Source organism: Streptomyces sp. NPDC104096, assembly GCF_055584385.1.
Genome location: NZ_JBVJMD010000028.1, coordinates 60,231 through 84,616, shown reverse-complemented (window position 1 = coordinate 84,616; position 24,386 = coordinate 60,231). Strand labels below are relative to the sequence as shown.

The window sequence follows — 24,386 nt, the reverse complement described above, 5'->3', positions numbered from 1 at the left end:
GCCGTGGCTGTACCGGAGTTCCTCGGCGATGGCACTGAGCGGGAAGTCCGGGTGCGTGGCCGCGCGGGCCCCGGGCTCCGCGCCACTCCTGCGGAATCAGGGGTAACCGCCGCAGAGGATCACTTGACGTTCGGACCGCCTCGGACGGGGCAAACGGCCATCGACGTCGGATCAGTTGACGGGCTTCTCCCAGGTCAGCGAGTACCGGCGCAGCGCATGCCGGCGGTAGCGCACACCGGGCAGCAGCCGCCGGGCGGCAGCCCGCACCTGCCCATGGCTCATCTGCGGGTCGGCGACCGGCATGCCCTGCGGACCACGCGCGACGCAGCACCTTCGTGATCCGCACGATCGGGGCAGCCGCGATCAACGACGCCCACTCCGCCACGCTCGCCTCGCGGGCCAGACCGACCACCACCAACGTGCCGCCAGGCCGCAACAGCTCACGCATGCGGACGAGGGCCGCCTCGAAGTCCATGTGATGGATCGTGGTCACCGAGCAGACGAAGTCGTACTCCGTCTTCGGATCAGCCGGTGGCCGGAGTCCCGGCGGTCGGCTGCGTGGCCGGGGCGGCTTCCACCGGAGCGTCGGCGGTCACGGGGTTCAGCAGGTGCGCGATGTTCCGGGCGGCGACGGTGACCTCCGCGTCGGAGGCGTCGAGGCCTTGGGCGGCGAAGTAGGTGAAATTGACGCTGAGCAGGGCCATGCGGATGCGCAGCGCCTCCTCGACGGACGCGCCCGGGTCGGTGAGCGCGTCGAACAGGGTGTTCATCCGCTCGTGGACGCTCTGGTGACCAGGGTGCAGGTCCTTGATCACGCGCTGGTTGGCCAGGGCGAACCGCACCATCCGCGATCCCCGCTCGGACGCCATGTCGATCATCCGGTCGATGGCCTGTGAGACGAGTTGCGGGCCCGGGGTCTGGGTCCGGGCCCAGGCGATCAGTTCGTCGAAGGTGGCCAGGTGCTCGGCGAAGAGCGAGACGACGATGTCCTCTTTGCTGGTGAAGTGGTAGTAGAGAGCCGCCTTGGTGACCCCCAGCCGCTCGGCGATCTCCCGCAGAGAGGTGGCCTCGTACCCCTGCTCGGTGAACAGTTCCATGGCCACGTTGCGGATCTCGGCCTTGGTGTCGCTGCCGCGCCGATGCCCTGTGCCTGCCGCCATCGATGTCCGCCTTCTCTCGTCCCCGGGGTCAGCTTGCAAGCTTACCGTCCGGCAAGTAATTTACTTAACGACAGGTAAGTGGAGTGTCCATCGAACTCCGCATCGGCCTCGCTGTACGCGGCCGTGCCTGGAGCAGATTCCCCCTTATTCCGGCGCTCCCGCCGTCCATGCGCCATGTGGACCGGGGCGCCCGTCGGCGTGGGCTGCTCGCAGCTGTTGCAGTGACCGTTCGAAGAGAGGCCGTGCCATGGAGTCGACAGCGACGAAGACCGCCGAGGAGGAGGCGCCGCCCAGGTTCACCCACCGTGAGATCATGGTGACCATGAGCGGCCTCGTCATCGCGATGTTGCTGGCCATGCTCGACAACATGATCGTCGCTCCCGCGCTGCCCACCATCGTGGGTGACCTGGGCGGGCTGAACCACCTGGCGTGGGTGACCACCGGCTACATCCTGGCGTCGACCGCGGCCACGCCGATATGGGGCAAGCTCGGCGACCTCCTCGGCCGCCGGGTGACCTTCCTCTCGTCGATCGTGATCTTCCTCATCGGCTCCGTGCTCTGCGGCATGTCGCAGAACATGGGTGAGCTGGTCGGCTTCCGCGCCCTGCAGGGCCTGGGCGCCGGTGGCCTGATGGTCGGCGTGATGGCGGTCATGGCCGAGATCGTGCCGCCGCGTGAGCGGGGCAAGTACCAGGGCGTGCTGATGGCCGTCATGCCCGTCGCCATGATCGGCGGCCCGCTGGCCGGCGGCTTCATCACCGACCACCTGAACTGGCGTTGGGCCTTCTACGTCAACCTGCCGCTGGGCATCGCAGCCCTCGCGGTGTGCTGGTTCACCCTGGCCAAGCTGTCCCGCGGCACCGGCAAGGCGCGCATCGACTGGACCGGCGCGGCTCTGCTCACCACCTGGATCAGCACCCTCGTACTGATCACCAGCTGGGGCGGCAACGAGTACGAGTGGGGCTCGGCCACGATCATCGGTCTGGCCGTGGCGACCGTGCTGGCCTTCGTCGCCTTCGTGATCGTCGAGCGCCGCGCCGCCGAGCCGATCATGCCGCTCGCGGTCTTCAACAACCGCAACTTCTCGCTCGCCGGTGCCCTCAGCTTCATCGTCGGCTTCGCCATGTTCGGCGGGGTGACCTTCCTGCCGCAGTTCCAGCAGTTCGTCCAGGGCTCCTCCGCCACCAACAGCGGCCTGCTGCTCATGCCGATGATGCTGTCGTCCATGGCCGTGTCGCTGGCCGGCGGTGCCGTGATCAGCCGCACCGGGCGCTACCGCGCTCTGCCGATCGTCGGCACCGTCCTGATGGCTGCCGGTCTGGCGCTGTTCGCCACCATGGACATCGACACCAGCCGCGCCGCCACCTCGCTCTACATGGTGGTGCTCGGCGCCGGCATGGGCTGCCTGATGCAGAGCACCATGCTCATCGCCCAGAACAACGCCCCGCTGCGTGACATCGGCGCCGCCACCGGCGCCGCGACCTTCCTGCGCAACATGGGCGGCTCCGTCGGCGTCTCCCTGCTGGGCTCGCTCTACGCCACCACCCTCACCGACAGCGTCACCTCCCACATGGACGCCACGGCCGGCGCGTCCGGCGGCCGGTTCGAGGTCGCCCAGATGACGCCGCAGGTCCTGAAGAGCCTGCCGGAGACGGTGCAGCACGTGTTCCAGCAGGCCGTCACCGACGGCGTCGGCGCGGTCTTCGCCTGGGGCGCGGCCGTGGCCGCCGCCGGACTGCTGATCGCCGTCTTCATCCGCCACGTCCCGCTGCGCGGCTTCGACTCCGCCGCCAAGCCCGACGCGGCCCCCGAGGGCACCGACCAGAACACCCCCGCCCCGGCCACCGCGGGCTGACCCACCACGTGACCCGAGCCGTGCGGGGCGGTCCTTCAACGGACCGCCCCGGACGGCTTTTGTCTTGTCCGCAGCCCGGCTCGTAGGGATCGGCCAGGTATCCGGTCCGGGCGCAAGTGTCCGGAGCATCGTCCCTCACCGAGCGCCACTCGACGTGTGCTCAGCGGCCCCGACGGAACCAGCGTCGGCGGGTGGGCGCCACCGGCTTCGGCTGCGCGGCGTCGAACGGCGGGAGGGCCTTGAAGGCGTCGTCCAGGACGACGGTCGGGGTGATCCGTCGGAGGGCGGTGCGGATCATGGACAGCGGGTGGGTCGGGAACTGCTCGTCCCACTCCTCGTGGTCGGCGACGTGGTACGGCAGCGGGACCTCGAGGTCCGGCGCGTACGGATGCGGCTTGAAGTAGTCGGCGGGACCGATCCGGTCGAGGACCACGGCTTCACGCAGGCCGGTCATCCCACTTTCCGCAGCCTGGATCTTGAGTACGGCGCTGCACCGGTCCCTGGGTACGGTCCAGGACCCGAGGAAGACCTGTCCCGGTCGGTCGGGCAGGCGCACCTTGGCGAACTGCCGTACGGCCGGGACGGTGTCGATCTCGCCGACCACGACCTCGATCAGTCCCGCACCGGCCTCGGCGGTGAACTCCGTGAGCCCGCGCCGCAGTCGCTCCGGCTGGTCGAGCGGGGCCGGCAGGTCGGGTACGAGCTCGAAGTGGTGCAGGGAAAGGACCAGACCCTGCTCGTCGGTCCATACGCCGGGCTCGCGTTCGGAGAAACCGGCCAGGTCGAGGTGGGTGATCGGCATCATGGCGGACATCCTCGCGGCCGCTCTTCCCGCCTCCCTGACCGGGGTGGCCGGCGGTCCGTGACGGATGATCTCGACCGGTCGCCCGGGTGATTCGTTCTCGGCTGCGGGTGACCGGCCGGGTCCGGTGGCCGCCCTACCCGCAGGACGGCAGGGAGGCGGCGTTGCGCAGGTGCGGCGCGGGCGCCTCGCCCTCCCTGGGGGTGAGCGGGTCGCGGGGACGCCGTGCGGGCCCGCAGCGGGGTTGGGGGCCCGCTCCGCTTCCGCGGCCGGGGGCCGGCGGGCGGGCAGCGCGTGCCGGAGCAGGGCGAGGCCGGCCGGCAGCATGACCAGGCCGCAGACGCCGTTCGAGCCGAAGGCGGAGTACACGCGCACGTCCAGCCAGGAGCCCGCACCGCAGCCAAGGAACGCGCAGGTCATGTATGCGGTGTTGAGACGGGCACGCGGTCGACACGGCGCCCCGGCGATCGGGGTGGCGAACACGCCGGCCGCCCCCGCCAGGGCGAGCACGCCGACGGCTGGGGTGCCCAGGCGGTAGGCCGGGCCGGTGATGCAGGGCGCGAGAGCGGTCCGGGCGGCGCTGAAGGCGGCGAACACCAGCGCCGGGCCGAGGGCCGAGCGCCGCATCAACTGCGTGGGGCCGCCTCGGCGATCTCCACCCATGCTCAGGCCGCACAGACACCTCGGGCGTCCAAGCCGTCAAGTGGCTGCGGGTGGTGCTCCGATCCAGTCGAACAGGCCGGTGGTCAGACGCTGGAGAAGGCGGCCAGGAGTGTGTCTGTGCGGAACTGAAGCTCAGGTGTCCCGGCTCCTGTGATGCTGACGGAGATTTCCTCGCCGCCGATGGCTTGAGCAAGGACGACTTCGAGAGTGGCCCTCGTGCCGGCCAAGGGATACGAGTACCAGCCGTTCGGCGCTTCGTCGTCGGTGTCCTGAACACCGGCTTCGACAATCTCCCAGTCCGTTTCGTCGAAGGCGTATTCGACGTAGCGGGACAGCAACTCCAGGAAGGCGCGCAGGTTGCGGCCCCAGATCCATCCGGCGATCGGCTCGGTCATCGGGGCCTTCCTTCGTGGATACCCCGGCCTTCAGGCCAGGGAGGAATCGAAGCTCCCGCGTAGCGGGGCAGGGAAAGTCGGTTCGCCGCCAGGGCGGACCGGCGTCCACCCCAGCTACCGGCATCCCTTCACAAGCTGACGAAACATCATGTGAGGCGTGAAGAGGCCACCCACGTGAAGCGGGCGTTCAAATACCGTTTCTATCCGACCGATGCGCAGGCAGTCGAGCTGTCGCGTACGTTCGGCTGCGTGCGGAAGGTCTACAACCTCGCTCTTGCGGCGCGCACCCAAGCGTGGGCGCGGCAGGAGCGGGTGAACTACAACCAGACGTCGGCGATGCTGACTGCATGGAAGAAGACGGAGGAACTCGCCTACCTCAACGACGTCTCCTCGGTCCCGCTCCAACAGGCCCTTCGGCACCTGCAGACGGCGTTCACGAACTTCTTCGGCAAACGCGCCAGGTATCCACGTTTCAAGTCGCGCAAGAAGTCGCGGAAGTCGGCGGAGTACACCACCAGCGCGTTCCGGTTCCGGGACGGCCAGCTGACCCTGGCGAAGATGACGGAGCCGCTCGACATCGTGTGGTCCCGCTGGCTGCCCGAGGGCGTGTTGCCGTCCACGGTGACCGTGTCGCAGGACGCGGCCGGACGCTGGTTTGTGTCCCTGCTGTGCGAGGACCGTCCGTCCGACCGCTGCCCGCCACCGGCGCGGCCGTCGGTATCGACGTCGGGCTCGGCCACCTGCTGACCCTTTCGACCGGCGAGAAGGTCGCCGACCCCCGGCACGAGCGCCGCGATCGCGCCCGCCTCGCGAAGGCCCGGCGACAGCTCGCCCGCAAGGCCAAGGGCGACGGAGCGAACCGGGCCGAGGCCCGCCGGAAGGTCGCCAAGGTCTACGCCCGCATCACTGACCGCAGGCGTGACCATCTGCACAAGCTCACCACTCGGCTCGTTCGTGAGAACCAAACGATCGTGATCGAGGACCTCGCGGTTCGGAACATGGTGAAGAACGGCAGCCCGGCACGCGCTATCAGCGATGCGGCGTGGTCGGAGTTGCGGAGCATGCTGGAGTACAAGGCTCGGTGGTACGGCCGCGAAGTGATCGCGATCGATCGCTGGTTCCCGTCCTCCAAGCTGTGCTCCGCCTGCGGCAGCTTGCAGGACAGGATGCCGCTGAATGTCCGCGTGTGGACGTGTGACTGCGGGACGACCCACGCCCGGGACGTGAACGCGGCGAAGAACATCCTGGCCGTCGGGCTGACGGCGTCTGTCTGTGGAGCCGGCGTAAGACCTCAACGGAGCACTCCGGGCGGGCAGTCGGCGATGAAGCAGAAACCCCTACGGCGCGAGCCTTAGAATCCCCTTCCTTCAGGAGGGGAGAGGAAGTCAAGTGTCTCTCGTCCCTGTCCGGTTCTGCCGCTTGAGGCGGGTCCGGGCGGCGTTGCGGATCCGCTTGGTGCGGCCGCCGTCGGCGAGGATCTCGAGTGCGGTGGCGTCCGACGTCTCGGTCGTTTTGAGCTGGAGCCAGTTGGATGCCTCGAGCAAGCCGTCCGGATTCCACGGCCGGCCCAGTGTGACGGCTCGGAACAGGGACCACTCGCGCAGGCGCCGGGTCAGGAAGGGGTGGCGCGTGGTGACCTGAGTCATCCTCTCGGCCCAGGGCTCGTAGGCAGGCCCGGGGTGGAGTTCGGTGGCTCGGCGGTCGATGTGCCGTACGACGGCGGACTGGGCCATGGCCTGGTCGGGATCGGTGAGGACTTCCCTGACCCGGTCGGCCTCGTCGGCGTCGGTGACCTGCTCCAGTGCGCTCAGGTGAGCCCAGAAGCGAAGGTGCTCGCTGGGCTCTTCCGGCGGCGTGTCGTGGTGGTTCATGCGGCCTGGTCCTGTGGCAAGGCGTGCCTTCCCGACCCGCGCTGGAACACGGACCCACTCGGTGACCACCAGAGACGATGTGATGGTGCCTCAGGTCCTGGACGAGGTCGCCGGACGCGACCCGTCATGATTGCGGATCATGTGACGCCATGTGGCTCCGGTACGGAAAGCGATCCAGAACCGTGATGCGCCCGGTGCCGGGCAGTTCCGGCGTCGCCGACTCCCGCGGAGCGGCGCTGCCGCCAACGGGAGGGTGGCCTGCTCCTGTTCCTGCTCCCGCTTCGCGGATCGGCAGCGAACGCAGCACTCTCCCGGGCCCGTGTCGAGAGCTTGATCGTCGCCACGTCGGTGACGTGCCGCCGGGGAGCGCGGGCTGAGCAGGGGAGTTCCTCTCGTCATCAGCGGACTTTTGCCTGCTTGAGCAGAAGTTATGGACCTTTGAGTGAAACTTTCGCGCAACGGACTCTATCTTTGGTGCGATTCGCGGCTATACGATCCGCAGGAACTTGGACCGAGCCAGTCGCTCACCAGCAGTCCCGGTGGGCACTGACGCGCAGCTCGGCGTAGTACACGCACCTGCCGTCACGTCGTCCCCGTCCCGCCCGTACCGCTGCGATCGGTCATCTGTCCGCCTTGTTCTGAATATTCCGGCGCATATCCGCACCCTTCCCGGCCGGGCCGCCTCCGCACGACGGCCCGTTGGTCTCGCGTACCCCTGAGGAGGTTCCATGCGCATGGCCCTTCGCCGCCGTCTCACCGTGTTCGGCGCGCTGCTCGCACTCCTGGGCAGCATGCTCATCGGTCTGGCGTCAGCGTCCGTCCCCGCGGCCGCGGCGTCCCCACCGGACGCCGCGGTACCGGAGAACTCCGGCAACCAGTACAGAGTCCTGGTCTTCACGAAATCCACGGACGCCGACCCGGCGGTCACCGACGCCGGTGTGAGCGCCATAAGACAGTTGGGCAACCAGCTCCGGTTCGCGGTCCAAGTGACCGACGACGCCCGCAAGTTCGACGCGGAGCACCTCAAGCAGTACCGCGCCGTCGTCTTCCTCAACACCAGCGGCGACGTGCTCACCACCGCTCAGCAGGACGCCTTCGAGGCGTACTACCGCGCGGGCGGCGGCTTCGTCGGCATCGGCTCCGCGATCGAGGCCCAGCCCGACTGGACCTTCCTGTCCGACGCCATCGGCACCCGCTCCTTTGGCCGGACCGGTGTGCAGCCCGGCACCATCAAGGTCGCCGACCGCGTCCACGAGGCGTCGAAGAAGCTGCCGGAGTACTGGACCCACACCGACGACTGGTACAACTTCAAGTCCAACGTGCGAGGCAAGAGCCACGTCCTCGCCACCGTCGTCGAGGACGCCTTCAAGAAGCAGTCGTGGGGCGGAGACCTCACCGGCATCAGCGGCGGCAAGATGGGCTACGACCACCCGGTCACCTGGTGCAAGGACTGGGAGGGCGGCCGCTCGTTCTACACCGCGCTCGGCAACACCGCCGACAGCTTCGGCGAGAAGGACATGCGCTCACACCTCGGTGGCGCGATCAAGTGGGCGGCCGGCCAGGCCGACCCGGTGTACTCCGACTGCGGCGCGACCGTGCTGTCCAACTACCAGCAGACGGCCGTGGCGACGCCGCCGAACCTGAACGAGCCGATCGGCTTCGACGTCCTCCCCGACGGCCGGACCCTGCAGACCGACCGTCGCGGCAGCATCCGCCTGCACGACTCGAAGTCGAACAAGACCACCGTGCTGGCCCAGATCCCGGTCTACACGAACAGCGAAGACGGCATGTACGGGCCGGGGATCGACAACGACTTCAAGAACAACCACTGGGTCTACCTCTACTACGCGCCCCCCACCGTGAAGGACGTGAAGCTGTCGACCGGTGAGGTCGTCACGCAGACCACTCCGACGGCGGACGCGCCGACCACCGGGGCCTCGCCGTCCGTCTGGGATCCCTGGGTCGGGTACTTCCAGCTCTCCCGGTTCAAGTTCGTCGACGCCGACGGGGACAAGCCGGCGCACCTCGACGTCGGGTCCGAGCAGGAGATCATGCGGGTCCCGGTCAACCGCGGTGCCTGCTGCCACGTCGCGGGTGACATCGACTTCGACAAGCACAACAACCTGTGGCTGACCACCGGCGACGACACCCCGTCCGGCGGCGGCAACTCCGGGGGCTTCTCTCCCTTCAACGACATGCTGACCACGACCGGGCAGTACAACGCCCCGTTCGTCGACGCCCGCCGCTCGGCGCAGAACACCAATGACCTTCGCGGCAAGGTCCTGCGCATCTCGGTCAAGGACGGCGCCATCGCCGCCGGCGACCAGAACGAGTTCGGCGGCGCCTACACGGTGCCCTCGGGCAACCTCTTCCCGGTCGGCAAGGACAAGACCCGTCCGGAGATCTACGCGATGGGCTTCCGCAACCCGTTCCGGATCCAGGTCGACGAGAACGACGTGGCCTACGTCACCGACTACTCGCCCGACTCGCAGACCCCGCAGAACTTCCGCGGACCCGCCGGCACCGGCCGGATGGAGATCGTGCGCAAGCCGGCGAACTACGGCTGGCCGATGTGCGTGAGCCAGGACCTGCCGTACTACCGCTGGAACTTCAACACCTCGACGCCGCTGGACAGCCCGGCGAAGGCGTTCGAGTGCGACAACCCCAACCGCGGACCGCAGAACGACTCCAGGTGGAACCTCACCGGCGGGCCCAGCGTCGAGCCCGGTCTGGAATACGCTCCGCCGGTCACCGACCCGGACATCTGGTACTCGTTCACGCCCGAGAACCGGGCCGACAACCCGATCGGTACGCCGTGCGCCGCGTACTACAACGGCTCCGGCGCCACCACGTGCCCGCGACTGTTCCCCGAGCTCGGCACCGGCGGTGTCGGCCCGCACGGCGCGGCCAAGTACCACTACGACCCGGACAACCCGGACCGGACGAAGCTGCCGCCGTACTACGACAACGCGGTCTTCACCGGCGAGTTCACCCGGGACACCGTCAAGGAGGTCCGCCTGGACTCCGAGAACCGGGTATTCAAGATCAACGACGTGCTCGACTGCGCCGGACTCAACGCCCAGCGGGTCCCGGACACGAGCAAGCCGTTCGAGTGCGACAACCCGATGGACCTCCAGTTCGACGGACAGGGGCACTTCTACCTGCTCGCCTACGGCGACGGCTTCTTCAACAGCAACCCCGACGCCGGCCTGTACCGGTGGGACTACGTCAAGGGCCAGCGCGCACCGATCCCGAAGCTCACGGCCACGCCGACGAACGGTTCGGCACCGCTGAACGTGAACTTCTCCAGCGCCGGTTCGCGCGACCCCGACGCGGCCGACTCGATCCGGTTCGAGTGGGACTTCAACGGTGACGGCACCGTCGACTCCGTCGACCCCGACCCGCAGTACACCTACACGACACCCGGGCAGTACACCGCGAAGCTGACGGTGTTCGACTCCAGCGGCAAGTCCGCCTCGGCGAACACGACCATCACGGTCGGCAACACCGCGCCCGTCGTGAAGGTCGACTCACCGGTCGACGGCGGCCTGTTCTCCTTCGGTGACGACATCCCGTTCTCGGTGACGGTCACCGACCCGGAGGACGGCACGATCGACTGCAGCCGCGTCGAGGTGACGTTCGTCCTCGGCCACGACACCCACGGCCACGCGGAGCAGTCCGTCCACGGCTGCTCGGGTGTGCTGTCGACCGATCCCGACGACGTGTCGCACGGCGGCAACGTGTTCGGTGTCGTCAGCGCCTCCTACACCGACCGCGGCGGTCCCGGCGGCGTTCCGGCGCTGACGACGGTCGCCCAGAACCAGGTCCGGCAGAAGCGCCAGGAGGTCGAGTTCGCCCTCGACCAGTCCGGCACCAACGTCGCCACGACGAACGACCCGGCCGGCGGCAGCCAGCACCGCGGCAGCCTCGGCCACGGCGACTACCTCGCCCTGAACGGACCGTTCGACCTGCACGGCATCGACTCGCTGACGTTCCGGGTGGCGAGCACGTCGACGCAGGTTCCCGCGGGCAGTCCGACGGCAGCCGTCGAGGTCCACCTCGACTCGGTCGGCGGACCGCTTCTCACCACGGCGAACCTCACGTCGACCGGTGCCACGGCGAACTGGGAGAGCCAGAAGTTCCCGATCACCGACCCGGGCGGCAAGCACAAGGTCTACCTCGTGTTCCGGTCGGTCACGGGCGGCCAGACCGGCGCCAACCTCTTCAACCTCAACTGGGCCGAGTTCGGCGGACAAGGAGTGAGCGCTCCCTAGCACCATCCCGCGGCCGGGGGCGCCGCACACCCACTGCGGCGCCCCCGGCCCCGATCCGGTACAGCCACTTCGAGAAGAGAGACCACCATGGCTTTCAAGAACGACCCCAACCGACGCCGCTTCATGGTCGGCGCGGGCGCGGCGGTGGCGGCGGCGTTCAGCCCGATCGGCCCTGCCTCCGTGTTCACGCCGGCCCAGGCGAGCGCGGCCAACGGTCGGCTCATCCCCGCCGGCAAGCTGGGCACGATCACCTACAGCCAGCGCGACGTGCCCACCCGGGTCGGCATCGCGGCGAGCAGGTCGCTCGGCGTCGCCCCCACCATGGGCTACCTGGGCGGCCCGAACTTCCCGAAGGACCCCACCGACCTCGGCCCGCTCGTACCGCTGCCCGGCGGCTGGGCGGAACTGTTCGAGTTCCTCGCGAAGTCCGGCTTCAAGCAGATCGAGTTCGCCGGCTACGGCCAGAACGCCGCGAACCCCGGCGGCGACGTGCCCAACCCGGCGCCCGGTGGTGTCACCACACCGCAGTCCCGGGCGGCGTACCTGGCGTACGCGCGCACCCTGCGCGGCTTCCTCGACGCCTACGGCCTGGAGGCCATCGGCAACCACGGATTCATCCCCAACACGTGGTACGGCCCGAACAGCTCCGGCGGCACCATGACCACGCAGGACTACGAACGGCTGCAGACCGAGCTGGAGTTCGCGGCGATCCTGGGCACGCCGTTCATGGGCACCGGCAACGACCCGACGAACTCGGGCAACCGCAACATCGAGCCGTGGACCGTCGCCGGCGAGAAGTGGGAAGCGCTGAACACGATCAGTCGGCAGTGGGGCATCCGCCTCTACACCCACAACCACTCGCCGGCGTACAACTTCCTGCAGGACGGTCCGATGGTCACCGTGACCCAGGACCGTGTGACCGGCAGGCCGATCGCGCCCACGCAGGTTCGCGGCGAGTCGGGCAAGCGCCTCATGCAGCACTATCTCGACGTCACCGACCCGGCCCTGTGCGTCATCGAGATGGACGTGTACTGGGCGCACGTCGCCCAGCACCAGTGGCGGTGGCGCTACGACTGGGAGGGCAACCGCGTCGAGGACATCTTCGACCCGGCCGCCCAGGTCGCCAAGCAGCCGCAGCGCTACCAGCTCTTCCACGCCAAGGACGGCGACGCCACCGGCGAGGCGCCCGGTGTCGGCAACGGCTACAACTTCATCCCGTTCGGCGACCCCCGCAGCGACATCGACTACACCAGTTTCTACCAGGGCGTCGGCGCCAAGGGGCACTACAACGCGAACTACGAGCAGGACAACGCCCCGGGTGGTAACTCGGACCCGGGCCAGTCCCTGCGCTTCTCCAGGATCAGCGCGGCAGGCATGACGGCACTGCGCGGCTGACACCCGCCGGCACTCCGTCCCGCTCGCGTCGCGGCGGCCACGTGCCCAGTGGCCGTCGCGGCGGGAGCGGGACGCCCGCCGACACATTCCGTCCCGAGCTTTCGCGCTTTGAATCAAAAGTTCCGGCCACCGGTGCGACCGAAAAGTATGGACCGCTTCAGAAGAAAGTCATTATCGTGAAAGGCAAGGCGCAGCAGGCGCTGATATGAACGCGTCAGAGGGGACCCCGTGCGAAGCCCACAACCGCTGCACGCCGAACTGCTGCGGCTGCTGCGCGACGAAGGCGCGTTGTCACGTGCCGAACTGGGCGACCGACTCGAGGTGTCGCGACGGCGACTGCTCGCCGAACTGGAGCGTCTGATCGCGACGGGCTACGCCGCCGAAGCAGGAGCGGCCACGTCCCGGGGCGGCCGCCGTTCCACGCTCGTCGAACTGAACCCTGATCTGCGCTTCGCCTCCATCGATCTGGGCGTGACCTCGATCGACGTCGAGGTGACCAACGGCCGGCTGGAGCAGGTCGCGGCGTACCAGGAGTCCGCCGACCTCCGCTCCGGGCCCAAGGCGATCCTCCGCCGGGTCGACGAGTTGCTCGCCAAGGCCCGCGCCGAGGGGGCCTACGAGCGGCTCACCGCGGTCGGCATCGGAGTACCCGGTCCCGTGAGCTTCCGTGACGGGGTACCGGTGTCGCCGCCGATCATGCCGGGCTGGGACCGCTTCCCCGTGCGCGAGTACCTCACCCGTGAGCACGGCTGCCCCGCTGTCGTCGACAACGACGCGAACATCATGGCGGTGGGCGAGCGCCAGGGCGGTGCGGCGCACTCGGTCGACGACTTCCTGTTCGTCAAGATCGGAACCGGGATCGGGTGCGGCATCTACCAGGAGGGGAACGTCTACCGCGGGACCGACGGCTGCGCCGGCGACATCGGGCACATCCAGGTCGACGCGCGGGGGCCGGTCTGTTCCTGCGGCAACGTCGGCTGCCTCGAGGCGCTGTTCAGCGGCGCCGCACTCGTCCGCGAGGCGACCGCGGCCGCCCGCACGCACCGGTCCCCGGCGCTGGCCGAGCGGCTGGCCGCCTCCGGCACGGTCACCGCGAAGGATGTGGCCGAGGTGGCGTCGGAGGGGGACGCGGCGTGCATCCAGCTCATCCGTGAGGGCGGGCGCCACGTCGGCGGCGTGCTCGCCGGTCTGGTCAGCTTCGCCAACCCCTCGATGATCGTGATCGGCGGCGGGCTCGCCCAGCTCGGCCACGTCCTGCTCGCCGAGATCCGCAGCGTCGTGTACCACCGGTCGCTGCCGCTCGCGACCAGGAACCTGCCCGTCGTGCTGTCCGAGCTGGGACCGCGCGCCGGTGTGACCGGCGCCGCGGTGCTGGCCAGTGACCTCGCCTTCGAGCAAGCGTCCTGAGGGACGACCTCCAGGACAGCCCGCACATCGCCCTGCCGGCCGACGGACGTCGTCAAGACCTTTCATGGCTGCCGCGACGGGGGTCGAAGCCGACGGGCTGGATGCCGGTCGGACAGCCGTGGTGCTCGGCCGGGACAGCAAGTCCGCCCCCCGCGTCTGAAAGGCCGCTGTATCCGGCGCCCGACGAGTCGCGTCAGCAGTGACAGTGGACCCGGACGAGGATCGTGTCGCCCGGAAGGTTCGAGAGATACGTTTCGCTGCCCGGCAACGCGTCGGGCAGCGAAGAGTCGTGCGGGCACAGCGCGGGCTCACAGAAGGCGTGGACGGCCTCCATGCCGTGCTCGAAGACCTCCAGCCACCAGCCGTCCGGAGTGAGCACATCCGTGTTCGGTGTTCTTCTCGACGTGAGACCTCGGATGTACTCGGTACGGGTGCCCTCGTAGCCGATGACGGGGTGCTCCTCAGGATCGTCGTCGCCGATGAAGCCCAGGTAGCCCAGGTCGAGGCTGAAGGGGTGGTCGAGGTACGCCGCGATCAGCGGCTGGGCGCGGTAGACGGCGAACATCGCTTCTGCGTACTGGTCACCGGGGAAGGCGGTGGGATCGTTAGTAGTACTCGAAGGGTGCGAGAGCCTTCGCAAGCGCCCCTTCGATATCGTCCCGGCCTGGGCCGGCAGACAGACCATGCCTCGGTGGCACCGCGTAGGGGGTCCGGTCGATGCGCCGACGTGGTGGGAGACCAGGGAGCCAGTCGTCGCGCAGACGTGCCCCGCGAGGGTCCGCTCACCGCTGCTAGCACGATTCACCCCGTCACATCCATAGCGACACGCTGATATCGAGTAGTGAGTGGTCGCGAGAAGATCCATCAAAAGGGCTAATCGTAGGTCAATCTGCTTTTCATAGTGGCGATATGACTGCACATCAACTTCCGAGGTGGGGTCGCGAATACCCCGTTTGGCGCTCCCTGCCGGTCTTTCAATATGACTGATATGACGGCTATGAGTAAGTTTCATTTGCGAGCCGGCTGACGGGCCGGCATTCCTGAAACAGGAGATAGCGACATGAAGCTTCGTTCCACAGCGGTCACTGCCGCCGTTTCGGCCGCCGCAGCTCTGGCCGCGACGGGTATCACCTACGCATCGGCCGCCTCCGCCCCGGCCGCCGCTCCCCAGGTTCCCCACGCGGCCCCGGCCGTTGCCGCTCTGCCTGACGGCGGCAACGGCAACGGCGACGACAACAGCAAGGGCGACGAGGGCAAGGGCGACGAGGGCCGCGGCGGCGGTGGTGGTGGCCACCGCTACTACGAGGGCCGCATCGAGATCAACGAGCGGTCGTACTACGCCCACCCCGGCGACTGCATCACCGTGGTCAGTGGCCTGGGCGCGCGGAGCCTGAACGTCCGCAACGACACGAAGCGGACCGTCGAGGTCTTCCGCGGTGCGGTCTGCGACAACGGCGCCCCCATCGCCACCGTCGGCCCGCGCAGCTCCAGCGACGGTGTCCACCCGGGCCGCACCCGTGCCATCCACATCAAGCACGGCGTCGTGGCCAGCTTCCGGGTGGTCAGGGACTACCACGACGGCGGCCGCGGGGACTGGTAGTCGACGGCCACCGACCGCACACTGTGGACCCTCGGCCCACCGGAATCGGGCCGGGGTCCCAGTACAGACCAATTGCGACAGCCGCAGCCCGTGTCCACCTCTCGAGCCGGACACCGGGCACACGGCATCCAATGCCCCCCGGGCCGCCCCTGCCTTCGCGGGGCGGCCCGACCGGGGGTCTCCGCCCGACGGTTCGTGTGAGCGCGCATTCCCGTGCCCCCGCCCCGGCGGGCTTCCGGCGTTTCCCCGTTCCGGTCGCCCGTCGGCACGGTGGTGTCAGACATGGACCCTCCGTCCCGCACCGGCGAGCGGCCCGCGTCCATGCCTTGATTGGATCCCATGTTTGATTTTCGGTGTGGAGTGAGCGCGCGCTGACTGTCGGTGCGGTGCGCGGCTCAAGTGTGAGCACTGCTTCAGGTGGCTTGCGGCTCTTGCCACGAATTGCGTGGTTCCTGCGATTGCAGCAACGTGGGCAGGGAACCCGTAGGCCGCAGGTCTTCTCATGCCGATCCTGCCGCCGGACCCTCAGGAGGGGTGGACGCCTACGGCGCGGCTGCGGGTTCTGCGCGTCGGATCAACGGGAGTACGTCATGACAACCTCACACCCGCACACCTGGTCAGAGCGCGGCACTGCCTCCCCTGACCGCAAAGTGCCTCCCGTGCCCACCCCGCCGGGGGAGGGGAGTACCACGATGGGGATCTCCCAGCACGAGCCCCCGGCGTCCAAGGCATGGGCGCCTCTCTCCCTCGTACTGATCATGGCTGTGGTCCTGCTGGTCGTCGTGGGGCTGGTCGGCATGGTCGTGGCTCTGGCGTAGTTCCCACACCCCAAGAGGCCCGCGATGCTCATGGCACACCCCGTCATCCTGCAAAATCTGGTCGAGCAGTACGACACGTTGCGGATCCTGCACGCTGAAGACGGCAGCGAGGAGGTCCGCCGACGCATGGACGACGTCGCCTACACCCTGTGCGTCTCGACCGGCACCCAGGACATCGACGCCGCCCTCATCGCCGCCCGGTACCACCTGCCCGGCGCACGCCCGCATGACGACTCCGTCGTTCCGGACTGAACCACTGGGTGGGTGCTCCGGTCGCAGGAACTGCCGACCGGCGAGGCGGACGGGTCATTCCTGTGCGACGACCCGGATCGTGCGCAGCCTCTTGTCGGCTGCGTCGGGCAGGTACATGCCTGCCGCCACTCCGCTGGTCAGGTAGCGCAGGACCGGCTCGGTGAGGCGTTCGCCGGGGAGCACGGCGGGGATGCCGGGCGGATACGGCGTGATCATCTCGCCGGCTGTCCGGCCTGCGGCCCTGGCCGGGGGAACGTCCTCGTGGGGTGCGAAGTAGGCGTCGCGGGGCAGCCGGGCCTGTTCCGTCCGCAGCTCGGCCGGCGAGGGCACGGCGACCCGCGGTGCGTCGCGCAACGCGTCGGCGTGGTCCGCGAGATCGCGCAGGGCGGTGAGCAGGCGGGAGGCGGTGCGGTCGTCGTCGGCGTGGGTGAGCTGGGCGCTGACCCGCCGGTGGTCGAAGAGGTGCATGTCGAGATGGTGGTGCTCGCGCAGCCAGTCGGCGGCCCGGTAGCCGGTGGTCCCCAGCGCTTCGATGTCCATCACGACCGGCAGGGGATCGAACCCGGCGGCCCGGCCGGGCCCGCAGAAGTCCTCCGGGTCGTTGACGTGGAAGCCGTCGATCTCCTCGATCGCGGCCCGGGTGCGCTTCGCCAGTTGCAGTGCGTGGTCGAGGAGTTCGGGACCGTGTTGGACCATTTGCCGGCGCCAGGCGTCGATCCCCGCGTACAGCAGGACGTTGGGGCTGGTGGTGCCCAACAGGTCGGCGCGGGAAGACAGTTCGGCGGGGTCGATCAGGTCGCCCTGGAGATGGAAGACGGAGCCCTGCTCCAGGCCGCTGCCCATCTTGTGGATGCTGGTCACGCAGACATCGGCCCCCGCGTCCATCGCCCAGGTCGGCAGCGCGTCGTGGAAGGGCAGATGCGCACCCCACGCCTCGTCCACGATCAAAGGCTTGTTCCGGCGGTGACAGACCTGCGCGATCGTGCTCAGATCGGCGGCCGTACCGTACGGAGTGGGGCTGGTGACCAGCGCGCCGTCCGCATCGGGGTGTTCGGTGAACGCCTTGTCGTAGGCGTCCGCCGACGGCGGGTGCGCGAGGTGGCGCTCCGCGTCCCACTGCGGCTCGACCCAGACCGGCTCGACACCGGACAGGATCAGCCCGGCCACGACCGACTTGTGGGCGTCCCGGCCCACCAGCAGACGGTGTCCGGGGCGGGTCACGGTCAGCATGGCCGCCTTGACGGAGAGCGAGCTGCCGCAGGTCGAGAAGAACGTGTGCCGCGCGTGCACCGCATCGGCCATCAGTTCCTCGGCCCGCTCCAGCACTCCATGCCGGGCCAGCCGGTCGTCCAGCCCTCCATTCGCCAGTACGTCCCCCAGGTACACCGCGTCGCCGAGGACGGCACGGGCGCGGGGGTCCGCGCCACGGGCCTGTTTGTGTCCCGGCGGGGAGAAACCCAGCTCGTCCGCCTCGTGATAGCGGGCGACCGCGTCCAGAACAGGTGCTTCCTCATGGTTGAGACCCATGATCAGGGGGTTCCCACAACGGCTGCGCATGCACATGCTCGTTGCCGATCGGCCAAAGGGAAGCAGTCGTGCCGAGTGCGGTAGCTGCATCGGATATACGGGCACTCGCTCCCCATGAATCCCAGCAATGACACTCCGCTCCATGCTGTCGCCCTGGTCTGCACCCTGTCGCCCTCCCCGGCGTCGTCGAGCTCGCAACTGCTGGCAGAGCAGACCCTGGCCGCGCTCGCCGAGCTCGGCGTGACGGGGAAGACCGTCCGGGTCGCCGATCACGACGTCAAGCCAGGGGTGGAGACCGACATGGGCGAGGGGGATGCGTGGCCGGAGATCCGGGCCACGATCCTGGCCTGCGACATCCTCGTGCTGTCCACGCCGATCTGGCTCGGGCACCCCTCCAGCGTCGCGCAGCGGGTTCTGGAGCGGCTCGACGCCGAGCTCGGTGAGAGCGACGACGAGGGCCGCATGCTCACCTACGGCAAGGTCGCAGCGGTGTGCGTGGTCGGCAACGAGGACGGCGCCCACAAGGTCGGCGCCGACCTCTACCAGGGCCTGAACGACGTCGGGTTCTCCCTCGCTCCGAACGCCGTCACCTACTGGGTCGGAGAAGCCATGCAGGGCACCGACTACCGGGACCTCGACGAGACCCCCGACAAGACCGCAGCCACGACCAGGACCCTCGCCGCGAACGCCGCGCACCTGGCGCGCCGGCTCAAGGCCGCGCCGTACCCGGCGAGCTGACCTGCTCCCTTTCCGCAGGGGAGTGGGTGCAGGCGCGACCCCGCCGGTCCTCCACGGCCTACGGAGCTTGCGGCACGGCCTGCTGGGCACGAGATCAGGGACGGGTCGCTCGGGATGACACGGACAGGTTGGCCGAGGTGAGGACGGCGGTGGCAATGGTGTTTCAGCATCCAGTGGACCGAGGCGGCGACAAGCGCGGCACGTTCGAGCGGCTGGCGGAGGAGGCGTCTCGTTTCACCAGCTCACCGGTGTTCTTCGGCTTGTGTCTGGCGCTGGTGGTGGCTTTCGTGGCCGTCCATGTCGCGGGGTTCGGCCTGGAATGGCAGGTGTTCGTCGGGAGCTGCATGACCTCGGTGACCCTGCTTCTGCTGGCGCTGTTGAAGAACGCGGAGCTTCGGGCCGAGCACGCCATCCAGCGCAAGCTGGACGCGATCGCCGCCGCCATGCTGGAGGCGAGCGAAGGCAAGTGCGGCAAGGCGCACGAAGATCTGAAGGCAGCGATCAGGCTGGAGGAGGAAACGTGACTCGCCGTGGCGGTCGCCCTTGGAATGCGAGGCCCCTCGCGTTTGATCGGGCGGTTCGAGGCGGGTGCGTCAGCTCTCGGTGATCAGTTCCGGTCCGGCGCAGGTTAGGTCCAGCCGGCCAGGGTGTCCGGGGGAACGGACTGCTCTGTAGGCATGCCGGGCCGATCCGGCTGGGCCGCCGGATGCGTGTATACGTGTGGGCGGTGCATGTGGTCGGAGTTCTGGGCGCCCATGAGGAGAGCGGCACACGGGTGCTGCCAGGGCGGGGCGTCCGGAGCCGGCGTGCGCTGCCGGCCACGGCAGGAGCGCGCGCCCGCCGCGGCTGCGGGGCGCGTTCGTCTCAGGCGACGCGCAGCAGGAGCTTTCCGGTGGAGGTGCGGCCGCCCATGAGGCGGTGGGCCTCGGCCGCGTCCCGCAGCGGGAACTCCGCGGTGACGGGCAGGGACACGGTCCCCTCGGCAACGGTGCGCAGTGCGCGGGCCGTCAGCTCGCGCAGCGCGTCGGGTGCCGTACCGGCCAGGGCCAGGACGGAGAAGCCGCTGACGGACAGGCCGCGGACGGCGAGGTCGGCCTGTCCGGCCTGCCACGGCTCGGCGCCGCTCGCGTTGCCGAAGGAGACGAGGCGTCCGAAGGCGGCCAACGCGTCCAGTCCGCGGCGCAGGGTGTCTCCGCCGACCGGGTCGAGGACCAGATCGACGCCCCGGCCGCCGGTGGCGCGGCGCACGTCCTGGTCGAAGGTGTCGGCCGGGAACACGTCGTCGTATCCGTGCGCGCGGGCGTATTCGGCCTTGGCCTTGCTGGAGGTCACCCCGTACACGGCACCGGCGCCCGCCGCGCGGGCCAACTGCCCGACCGCCGTGCCGATACCGCCGGCGGCGCCCTGCACGAGGACGCTCTCCCCGGCCCGCAGCCTGCCCACCTCGTGCACCAGGGCGTGCGCGGTCGGCAGCACCGTCGGCATGGTCGCCGCGGTGCGCAGGTCCATGCCGCCGGGCAGCGCGAAAACGGCCGCCGCCTCGGCGACGACCACGTCGGCGTATCCGCCGCCCTGCACGAGCCCGGCGACCTCCTGCCCCACCTCCAGCGCGGTCACGCCCTCGCCGACGGTCCGGATGCGCCCGGACACCTCCAGGCCCGGGCGGTGGGGGAGCGAGGTGACGCGGTACCCCTCGGCCCGTGCCTTGAGGTCGGCGAAGTTGACACCCGCCCAGGCGACGTCGACGGTCACCTGCCCGGCGCCGGGCTCGGGGACTTCGGCCTCGACGACCCGCAGGACGTCGGGGCCGCCGTACTCCTGGAACTCGACCACGCGCATACGAAGGACCACCTCTCCGAGAGTGTTCGACGGGAAGCAAACACTCGCACTGTATGATGTCCATCGAACACTCTGCAACGGGCAATGCCAGGAGGCGCGAGCGATGACGGACAAGACCCCGGGCAGGAGCCACCGCCCGGCACCCGTTCTCACGCACCCCGACGACGTCCCCCTGCTGACCGCGCTGACGGCGCTCGCCGACCCGGTCCGCATCCAGCTGGTACGCACCCTGGCCGACCATCCCGACTGGTCCCTGAGCTGCAGCAACTTCGACGTGCCCGTCGGCCGGGCGGCCAAGAGCCACCACTTCTCCGTGCTGCGCGCCGCCGGGCTGGTGGAGCAGCGCGACGACGGGCCCAAGCGGCTCAACCGGCTGCGGCGGGAAGAGTTCGACGCCCGCTTCCCCGGCCTGCTCGACCTCACCCTCCGCCACGACGACGTCTCCTGACACCCGCCGGCGCCACTCTCGGGCGGTCCATGGCTCCCGCCGCCGCCCGTCTCCGGCAGCCGAGGGGACCCGAACCGCAGGCGCGCTCGGCCGACGACGTCGCCGACCGTGATCACAGGGCCGGTCGGGCACGGGGTCGGGGTGAACGGCCTCTCGCCCCGGGACCGCTCATGGAGCTGTCCGGTGCCCGTGGCGCGGCCTCCCGGCCCGTACGGCGTGGGCCGTCGAGTGCCCGTCGGAGCACCGGGAACCGGTGCTCCGCCGCCGCCCCGCACGCCGCCGGCGCGAGGCCGGGCGTCTCAGGATTCGAGGCGGCGGCGGTCCTCCTCGTCCCACGCCCGGGTGTCGCGCGGGCGGACGTACGGTTCCGCGTCGGCGGGGTACCCCCCGGCGACGGCGCGTCGGCGGGCCAGCTCCGCGTCGAACTCCAGGCCCAGCAGCAGGGCAAGGTTGGTGATCCACAGCCACACCAGGAAGACGATCACGCCGCCGAGCGTCCCGTACGTCTTGTTGTACGAGGCGAAGTTCGCCACGTACACGGCGAAGCCGGCGGAGGCGGCCAGCCAGATCAGCAGGGCCAGGAAGCTGCCCGGTGTGATCCAGCGGAAGCCGCGGACCCGCGCGTTCGGCGCCGCCCAGTACAGAAGCGCGATCATGGCCGTCACCAGCACCACCAGCACCGGCCACTTCGCGATGGACCATACGGTCAGGCCCGCGTCGCCGAGCCCGAGGGCCGTGCCTGCCTGCCGGGCGATACCGCCGGTGAACACCACGATCAGCGCGCTGATCACGGCCAGCACCATCAGCACCACGGTCAGCCCGACACGCAGCGGCATCACCTTCCACAGCGGTCGGCCCTCGGGGACGTCGTAGACGGCATCCGCGCTGCGGATGAACGCGGCGACGAAACCGGAGGCCGACCACACCGCGAGCGCCAGACCGACGATGGCCATGACCGAGCCGAGCCCCGACTGGCCCTGCATCTGCTGCACTGCCTGGCGGAGGATGTCCTGCACGGGGCCGGGGGCGAGTTTGTCGATGTTGGCCAGCACCTGCTGGATCGCCGAGTGGCCCACCAGGCCCAGCAGCGAGACGAGCACCAGCAGCGCGGGGAACAGCGCCAGGATCGAGTAGTAGGTCAGAGCCGCCGCCCGGTCGGTCAGCTCGTCTCTCCGGAACTCCTTCAAGGTGCCTTTGAGCACCGCGCCCCACGAGCCCTCGGGCAGGTCCGTGGGGCTGTCCGGGGCCCGTCGTTCCACTTGTTCGTCCGGCCCCGTCTCCGGGGTGCGCACGCCCTTGCCGTCGCGGTCGCCCGGGCCGCTCTCGTCCTGGTACCCGTGCCGTCTCTCTGTCCGTGCCATTTGACCCGGGTTTCCCGGCCGACGGCCCCTGTAACATGCAGGGCCCCACCACACTGTGCTCCGGCCGTCATGAGCACAGGCGTCCGGGACCCGACAGGGCTCGACGCATTCATACGAGCGGGCTGTTCGGCAGCGAGGCCAGCAGGTCGGCGGGATCGTCGAAGACGGCGTCGGCGCCGGCCTCCTCCAGGTCCGTACGCGGAATGCCACCGCACAGCAGCGCCACGCACCGCACGCTCGCACGGCTGCCCGCCTGCATGTCCCACACGGTGTCGCCTACGAACACGGCGTGTTCCGCCGGTACGCCGGCCAGCTCCAGCGCCCGTTCGACGGGCTCGGGAGCCGGTTTGCCCTCGGTGACGTCGTCGGCGCTCGCCGTGGCCGTGATGGCGTCGTCCGCGTCGATCGCCCGGCGCAGCGCCGACAGTTCCTCGCCACTGGCGGACGTGGCCAGGACCACCGTCCAGCCGTCGTCGGCGAGACGGTGAAGAAGACGTGCCGCGCCGGGCAGTGCGGTCAGCCGCTCGAAGTACTGGGCGTAGAGCGTCGTGTGCGCGTCGCTGAGGTCCTCGGCTTCGGCACCGGCCGCCTCCTCGCCGAGCAGATGGGTGACAAGATCCGCCGAACCGAGCCCGACCGCCCGGTGGATCGCCTGCGTCGGTACCCGGTGGCCGGCCTGACGGAACGCCTCCCACCAGGTCACCACGTGCAGATGGTTGCTGTCGACAAGGGTGCCGTCCACGTCGAACACGGCTGCCCGCCCGTACGATCCCGGATTTCCGCGCTTGTTGTCCATGGCCGCCGAGTTCCCGCCATGCCCGTCCCGCACGCGTGGAGGCAGCCGCGTCACCTGTCACAGGTCAGGTGGAGCCGCTCATGCCGGTGATCATGTCGGTGACCTCGGAAACACCACCCCGGGCCAGCGCCTGCCGCTGCCGGTCCGCGCCGGTGCCCAGTTGAAGCAGTCGGTGCACCAGTGCCCTGACCTCCCGCGCGTCTCCCGCATCCTCCAGGGCCGGGCCGATGTGGCGCATCAGGTGGCAGACCACGTCTCCGGCGCGTCGTCGCCGGCCGTCCGGGTCGATCAGATCGCCGGAAAGTCCGTGCCGGGCGGCCTGCCACATCGCCGCCTCCAGCAGTTCCGGATCGGGCTGCCCTTGCGGCTCGCCCCCGGTGGTGTCCCAGATCGTGCGTTGCACGAGGGCCCGCACGACACCGGCGAACATCACGGCCTCGTCGGTACGCAACTGGACGTCGAAGCAGCGGATCTCGATCGTCGGATAGCGCTCGGACAGCCTGGTCTGCCAGTAGAGCTGGCCGGTGTCGGCGATGACTCCGCTGTCCAGCAGGTGCTGGACCCGTCGGTCGTAGTCGATGTCATCGGTGAAGGAAGGGGGAACGCCGCTGACCGGCCACCGGTCGTAGATCAGGGTGCGCCAGGTGGCGAAGCCGGTGTCCTCGCCCTCCCACAGGGGGGAATTGGCCGACATCGCGGTCAGCACGGGCAACCAGGGCCGGATCCGGTTGAGTACCTGCACGCCGGTGGGCCGGTCGGGCACGGCGGCGTGGATGTGCATGCCGTTGACGAGTTGCTCGGCCACCAGTTGCGGAGCCTGTCGCTGCATGGCCCGGTAGCGGGGGCAGTCGGTGACCGGAACGGACCGGGTGTGCGACGGGGGCGTGCCGCTGGCCAGGACCCGGCAGCCGAGCGATTCGGCCGCCGCGGTGACCGCGTGCCGCAGCCGCAGCAGATGGCCGCCGACCTCGTCGAGCGTGCCGCAGACGGGCGTGACCGCTTCCACCTGGGCCTGCGACAACTCCGTGTGGAGCTCCTGGTCGGCCACGAAGGGCTTCAACCCCGCCACTGCGCGCACCTTGTCCCCGTACGGGGACAGCTGACCGGTGACCGCGTCGATCAGCAAATATTCTTCTTCGACACCCAGAGTGATCACTTCTGTGGCGCCTTCCGTCTCTCGGCAGG

22 protein-coding genes and 1 pseudogene are annotated in these 24,386 nt (G+C 69.5%); 12 read left to right on the top strand and 11 right to left on the bottom strand.

Translation table 11 applies throughout. The features are described from left to right. Positions 1-171 precede the first annotated feature (171 nt). A complete protein-coding gene (locus ACZ60B_RS26080; protein WP_469390917.1) occupies positions 172-303 on the bottom strand; it encodes a hypothetical protein in 132 nt (43 codons plus the stop codon). 32 nt (positions 304-335) lie between these two features. Between ACZ60B_RS26080 and ACZ60B_RS26075 the strand changes: the two genes are divergently transcribed. After that, complete coding sequence (locus ACZ60B_RS26075; RefSeq protein WP_469390915.1) at positions 336-479, top strand: hypothetical protein; 144 nt, start codon at positions 336-338, stop codon at positions 477-479. A 45-nt stretch (positions 480-524) separates the two neighbouring features. On the opposite strand, the gene ACZ60B_RS26070 is transcribed toward ACZ60B_RS26075, so the two are convergent. Beyond that, a complete protein-coding gene (locus ACZ60B_RS26070; RefSeq protein WP_469390913.1) occupies positions 525-1,160 on the bottom strand; it encodes a TetR/AcrR family transcriptional regulator in 636 nt (211 codons plus the stop codon). Between the two features lie 247 nt (positions 1,161-1,407). On the opposite strand from ACZ60B_RS26070, the gene ACZ60B_RS26065 reads away from it, so the two are divergent. Continuing rightward, positions 1,408-3,015, top strand: a complete 1,608-nt coding sequence (locus ACZ60B_RS26065) for an MDR family MFS transporter (RefSeq protein ID WP_469390911.1) — start codon at positions 1,408-1,410, stop codon at positions 3,013-3,015. Positions 3,016-3,175: 160 nt separating this feature from the next. Here ACZ60B_RS26065 and ACZ60B_RS26060 read toward each other — a convergent pair whose 3' ends face one another. Next, positions 3,176-3,820 (bottom strand): hypothetical protein, encoded by a 645-nt coding sequence (locus ACZ60B_RS26060; protein ID WP_469390909.1) that lies wholly within the window; start codon positions 3,818-3,820, stop codon positions 3,176-3,178. A 743-nt stretch (positions 3,821-4,563) separates the two neighbouring features. Continuing rightward, positions 4,564-4,875 (bottom strand): hypothetical protein, encoded by a 312-nt coding sequence (locus tag ACZ60B_RS26055; protein ID WP_469390907.1) that lies wholly within the window; start codon positions 4,873-4,875, stop codon positions 4,564-4,566. Positions 4,876-5,049: 174 nt separating this feature from the next. Between ACZ60B_RS26055 and ACZ60B_RS26050 the strand changes: the two are divergent. Next, positions 5,050-6,230, top strand: a pseudogene (locus ACZ60B_RS26050) (RNA-guided endonuclease InsQ/TnpB family protein). A 30-nt stretch (positions 6,231-6,260) separates the two neighbouring features. Here the strand turns inward: ACZ60B_RS26050 and ACZ60B_RS26045 are convergent. Continuing rightward, entirely contained in the window at positions 6,261-6,746 is a 486-nt protein-coding gene (locus tag ACZ60B_RS26045; RefSeq protein WP_469390905.1) for a hypothetical protein, read from the bottom strand. Between the two features lie 728 nt (positions 6,747-7,474). On the opposite strand from ACZ60B_RS26045, the gene ACZ60B_RS26040 reads away from it, so the two are divergent. The 3 genes from ACZ60B_RS26040 (at position 7,475) to ACZ60B_RS26030 (ending at position 13,822) form a co-directional block, all read left to right on the top strand. After that, entirely contained in the window at positions 7,475-11,020 is a 3,546-nt protein-coding gene (locus tag ACZ60B_RS26040; RefSeq protein ID WP_469390903.1) for a ThuA domain-containing protein, read from the top strand. An 87-nt stretch (positions 11,021-11,107) separates the two neighbouring features. Beyond that, positions 11,108-12,415, top strand: coding sequence for a sugar phosphate isomerase/epimerase family protein (locus tag ACZ60B_RS26035; protein ID WP_469390901.1), 1,308 nt, complete (start codon positions 11,108-11,110; stop codon positions 12,413-12,415). Between the two features lie 228 nt (positions 12,416-12,643). Next, the gene (locus ACZ60B_RS26030; RefSeq protein WP_469390899.1) at positions 12,644-13,822 is read left to right on the top strand and encodes an ROK family transcriptional regulator; all 1,179 of its coding nucleotides are present in this window, start codon (positions 12,644-12,646) and stop codon (positions 13,820-13,822) included. 193 nt (positions 13,823-14,015) lie between these two features. On the opposite strand, the gene ACZ60B_RS26025 is transcribed toward ACZ60B_RS26030, so the two are convergent. Beyond that, positions 14,016-14,387, bottom strand: coding sequence for a hypothetical protein (locus tag ACZ60B_RS26025; RefSeq protein WP_469390897.1), 372 nt, complete (start codon positions 14,385-14,387; stop codon positions 14,016-14,018). A gap of 495 nt (positions 14,388-14,882) precedes the next feature. Between ACZ60B_RS26025 and ACZ60B_RS26020 the strand changes: the two genes are divergently transcribed. The 3 genes from ACZ60B_RS26020 (at position 14,883) to ACZ60B_RS26010 (ending at position 16,492) form a co-directional block, all read left to right on the top strand. Next, positions 14,883-15,422, top strand: coding sequence for a hypothetical protein (locus tag ACZ60B_RS26020; protein ID WP_469390894.1), 540 nt, complete (start codon positions 14,883-14,885; stop codon positions 15,420-15,422). 590 nt (positions 15,423-16,012) lie between these two features. Next, entirely contained in the window at positions 16,013-16,240 is a 228-nt protein-coding gene (locus tag ACZ60B_RS26015; RefSeq protein WP_469390892.1) for a DUF6480 family protein, read from the top strand. A gap of 24 nt (positions 16,241-16,264) precedes the next feature. Further along, positions 16,265-16,492 (top strand): DUF5133 domain-containing protein, encoded by a 228-nt coding sequence (locus ACZ60B_RS26010; protein ID WP_469390890.1) that lies wholly within the window; start codon positions 16,265-16,267, stop codon positions 16,490-16,492. Between the two features lie 54 nt (positions 16,493-16,546). On the opposite strand, the gene ACZ60B_RS26005 is transcribed toward ACZ60B_RS26010, so the two are convergent. After that, positions 16,547-18,019: an aminotransferase class I/II-fold pyridoxal phosphate-dependent enzyme gene (locus ACZ60B_RS26005; protein ID WP_469390888.1), complete on the bottom strand. Its 1,473-nt coding sequence runs from the start codon at positions 18,017-18,019 to the stop codon at positions 16,547-16,549. Positions 18,020-18,133: 114 nt separating this feature from the next. Between ACZ60B_RS26005 and ACZ60B_RS26000 the strand changes: the two genes are divergently transcribed. Both ACZ60B_RS26000 and ACZ60B_RS25995 read left to right on the top strand, forming a co-directional pair. Continuing rightward, on the top strand, positions 18,134-18,757 hold the full coding sequence (locus ACZ60B_RS26000; protein WP_469390887.1) for a flavodoxin family protein: 624 nt from the start codon (positions 18,134-18,136) through the stop codon (positions 18,755-18,757). A gap of 155 nt (positions 18,758-18,912) precedes the next feature. Next, on the top strand, positions 18,913-19,281 hold the full coding sequence (locus tag ACZ60B_RS25995; protein ID WP_469390965.1) for a low affinity iron permease family protein: 369 nt from the start codon (positions 18,913-18,915) through the stop codon (positions 19,279-19,281). A 340-nt stretch (positions 19,282-19,621) separates the two neighbouring features. Here ACZ60B_RS25995 and ACZ60B_RS25990 read toward each other — a convergent pair whose 3' ends face one another. Next, the gene (locus ACZ60B_RS25990) at positions 19,622-20,596 is read right to left on the bottom strand and encodes a quinone oxidoreductase family protein (RefSeq protein ID WP_469390885.1); all 975 of its coding nucleotides are present in this window, start codon (positions 20,594-20,596) and stop codon (positions 19,622-19,624) included. 103 nt (positions 20,597-20,699) lie between these two features. Here ACZ60B_RS25990 and ACZ60B_RS25985 point away from each other — a divergent pair, with 103 nt between their 5' ends. Beyond that, positions 20,700-21,044, top strand: coding sequence for an ArsR/SmtB family transcription factor (locus tag ACZ60B_RS25985; protein ID WP_469390883.1), 345 nt, complete (start codon positions 20,700-20,702; stop codon positions 21,042-21,044). 299 nt (positions 21,045-21,343) lie between these two features. Here ACZ60B_RS25985 and ACZ60B_RS25980 read toward each other — a convergent pair whose 3' ends face one another. From ACZ60B_RS25980 to ACZ60B_RS25970, 3 genes are all read right to left on the bottom strand, one after another. Beyond that, entirely contained in the window at positions 21,344-22,405 is a 1,062-nt protein-coding gene (locus ACZ60B_RS25980; protein WP_469390881.1) for a YihY/virulence factor BrkB family protein, read from the bottom strand. A gap of 109 nt (positions 22,406-22,514) precedes the next feature. Then, the gene (locus ACZ60B_RS25975; protein WP_469390879.1) at positions 22,515-23,201 is read right to left on the bottom strand and encodes an HAD family hydrolase; all 687 of its coding nucleotides are present in this window, start codon (positions 23,199-23,201) and stop codon (positions 22,515-22,517) included. Between the two features lie 64 nt (positions 23,202-23,265). Then, positions 23,266-24,357 (bottom strand): carboxylate-amine ligase, encoded by a 1,092-nt coding sequence (locus ACZ60B_RS25970; protein WP_469390877.1) that lies wholly within the window; start codon positions 24,355-24,357, stop codon positions 23,266-23,268. Between the last annotated feature and the right edge of the window lie 29 nt (positions 24,358-24,386).

Excerpts from the sequence above, each read along its gene's own strand:
- ACZ60B_RS26055 (WP_469390907.1), bottom strand. The coding sequence starts at position 4,875 with ATGACCGAGCCGATCGCCGGATGGATCTGGGGCCGCAACCTGCGCGCC.
- ACZ60B_RS25980 (WP_469390881.1), bottom strand. The coding sequence starts at position 22,405 with ATGGCACGGACAGAGAGACGGCACGGGTACCAGGACGAGAGCGGCCCG.
- ACZ60B_RS26005 (WP_469390888.1), bottom strand. The coding sequence starts at position 18,019 with ATGGGTCTCAACCATGAGGAAGCACCTGTTCTGGACGCGGTCGCCCGC.
- ACZ60B_RS25975 (WP_469390879.1), bottom strand. The coding sequence starts at position 23,201 with ATGGACAACAAGCGCGGAAATCCGGGATCGTACGGGCGGGCAGCCGTG.
- ACZ60B_RS26045 (WP_469390905.1), bottom strand. The coding sequence starts at position 6,746 with ATGAACCACCACGACACGCCGCCGGAAGAGCCCAGCGAGCACCTTCGC.
- ACZ60B_RS26010 (WP_469390890.1), top strand. The coding sequence starts at position 16,265 with ATGCTCATGGCACACCCCGTCATCCTGCAAAATCTGGTCGAGCAGTAC.
- ACZ60B_RS26040 (WP_469390903.1), top strand. The coding sequence starts at position 7,475 with ATGCGCATGGCCCTTCGCCGCCGTCTCACCGTGTTCGGCGCGCTGCTC.
- ACZ60B_RS26020 (WP_469390894.1), top strand. The coding sequence starts at position 14,883 with ATGAAGCTTCGTTCCACAGCGGTCACTGCCGCCGTTTCGGCCGCCGCA.
- ACZ60B_RS26060 (WP_469390909.1), bottom strand. The coding sequence starts at position 3,820 with ATGATGCCGATCACCCACCTCGACCTGGCCGGTTTCTCCGAACGCGAG.
- ACZ60B_RS26035 (WP_469390901.1), top strand. The coding sequence starts at position 11,108 with ATGGCTTTCAAGAACGACCCCAACCGACGCCGCTTCATGGTCGGCGCG.
- ACZ60B_RS26000 (WP_469390887.1), top strand. The coding sequence starts at position 18,134 with ATGAATCCCAGCAATGACACTCCGCTCCATGCTGTCGCCCTGGTCTGC.
- ACZ60B_RS25990 (WP_469390885.1), bottom strand. The coding sequence starts at position 20,596 with ATGCGCGTGGTCGAGTTCCAGGAGTACGGCGGCCCCGACGTCCTGCGG.
- ACZ60B_RS25995 (WP_469390965.1), top strand. The coding sequence starts at position 18,913 with ATGGTGTTTCAGCATCCAGTGGACCGAGGCGGCGACAAGCGCGGCACG.
- ACZ60B_RS26065 (WP_469390911.1), top strand. The coding sequence starts at position 1,408 with ATGGAGTCGACAGCGACGAAGACCGCCGAGGAGGAGGCGCCGCCCAGG.
- ACZ60B_RS26070 (WP_469390913.1), bottom strand. The coding sequence starts at position 1,160 with ATGGCGGCAGGCACAGGGCATCGGCGCGGCAGCGACACCAAGGCCGAG.
- ACZ60B_RS26015 (WP_469390892.1), top strand. The coding sequence starts at position 16,013 with ATGACAACCTCACACCCGCACACCTGGTCAGAGCGCGGCACTGCCTCC.
- ACZ60B_RS26025 (WP_469390897.1), bottom strand. The coding sequence starts at position 14,387 with ATGTTCGCCGTCTACCGCGCCCAGCCGCTGATCGCGGCGTACCTCGAC.
- ACZ60B_RS25985 (WP_469390883.1), top strand. The coding sequence starts at position 20,700 with ATGACGGACAAGACCCCGGGCAGGAGCCACCGCCCGGCACCCGTTCTC.
- ACZ60B_RS26080 (WP_469390917.1), bottom strand. The coding sequence starts at position 303 with ATGCCGGTCGCCGACCCGCAGATGAGCCATGGGCAGGTGCGGGCTGCC.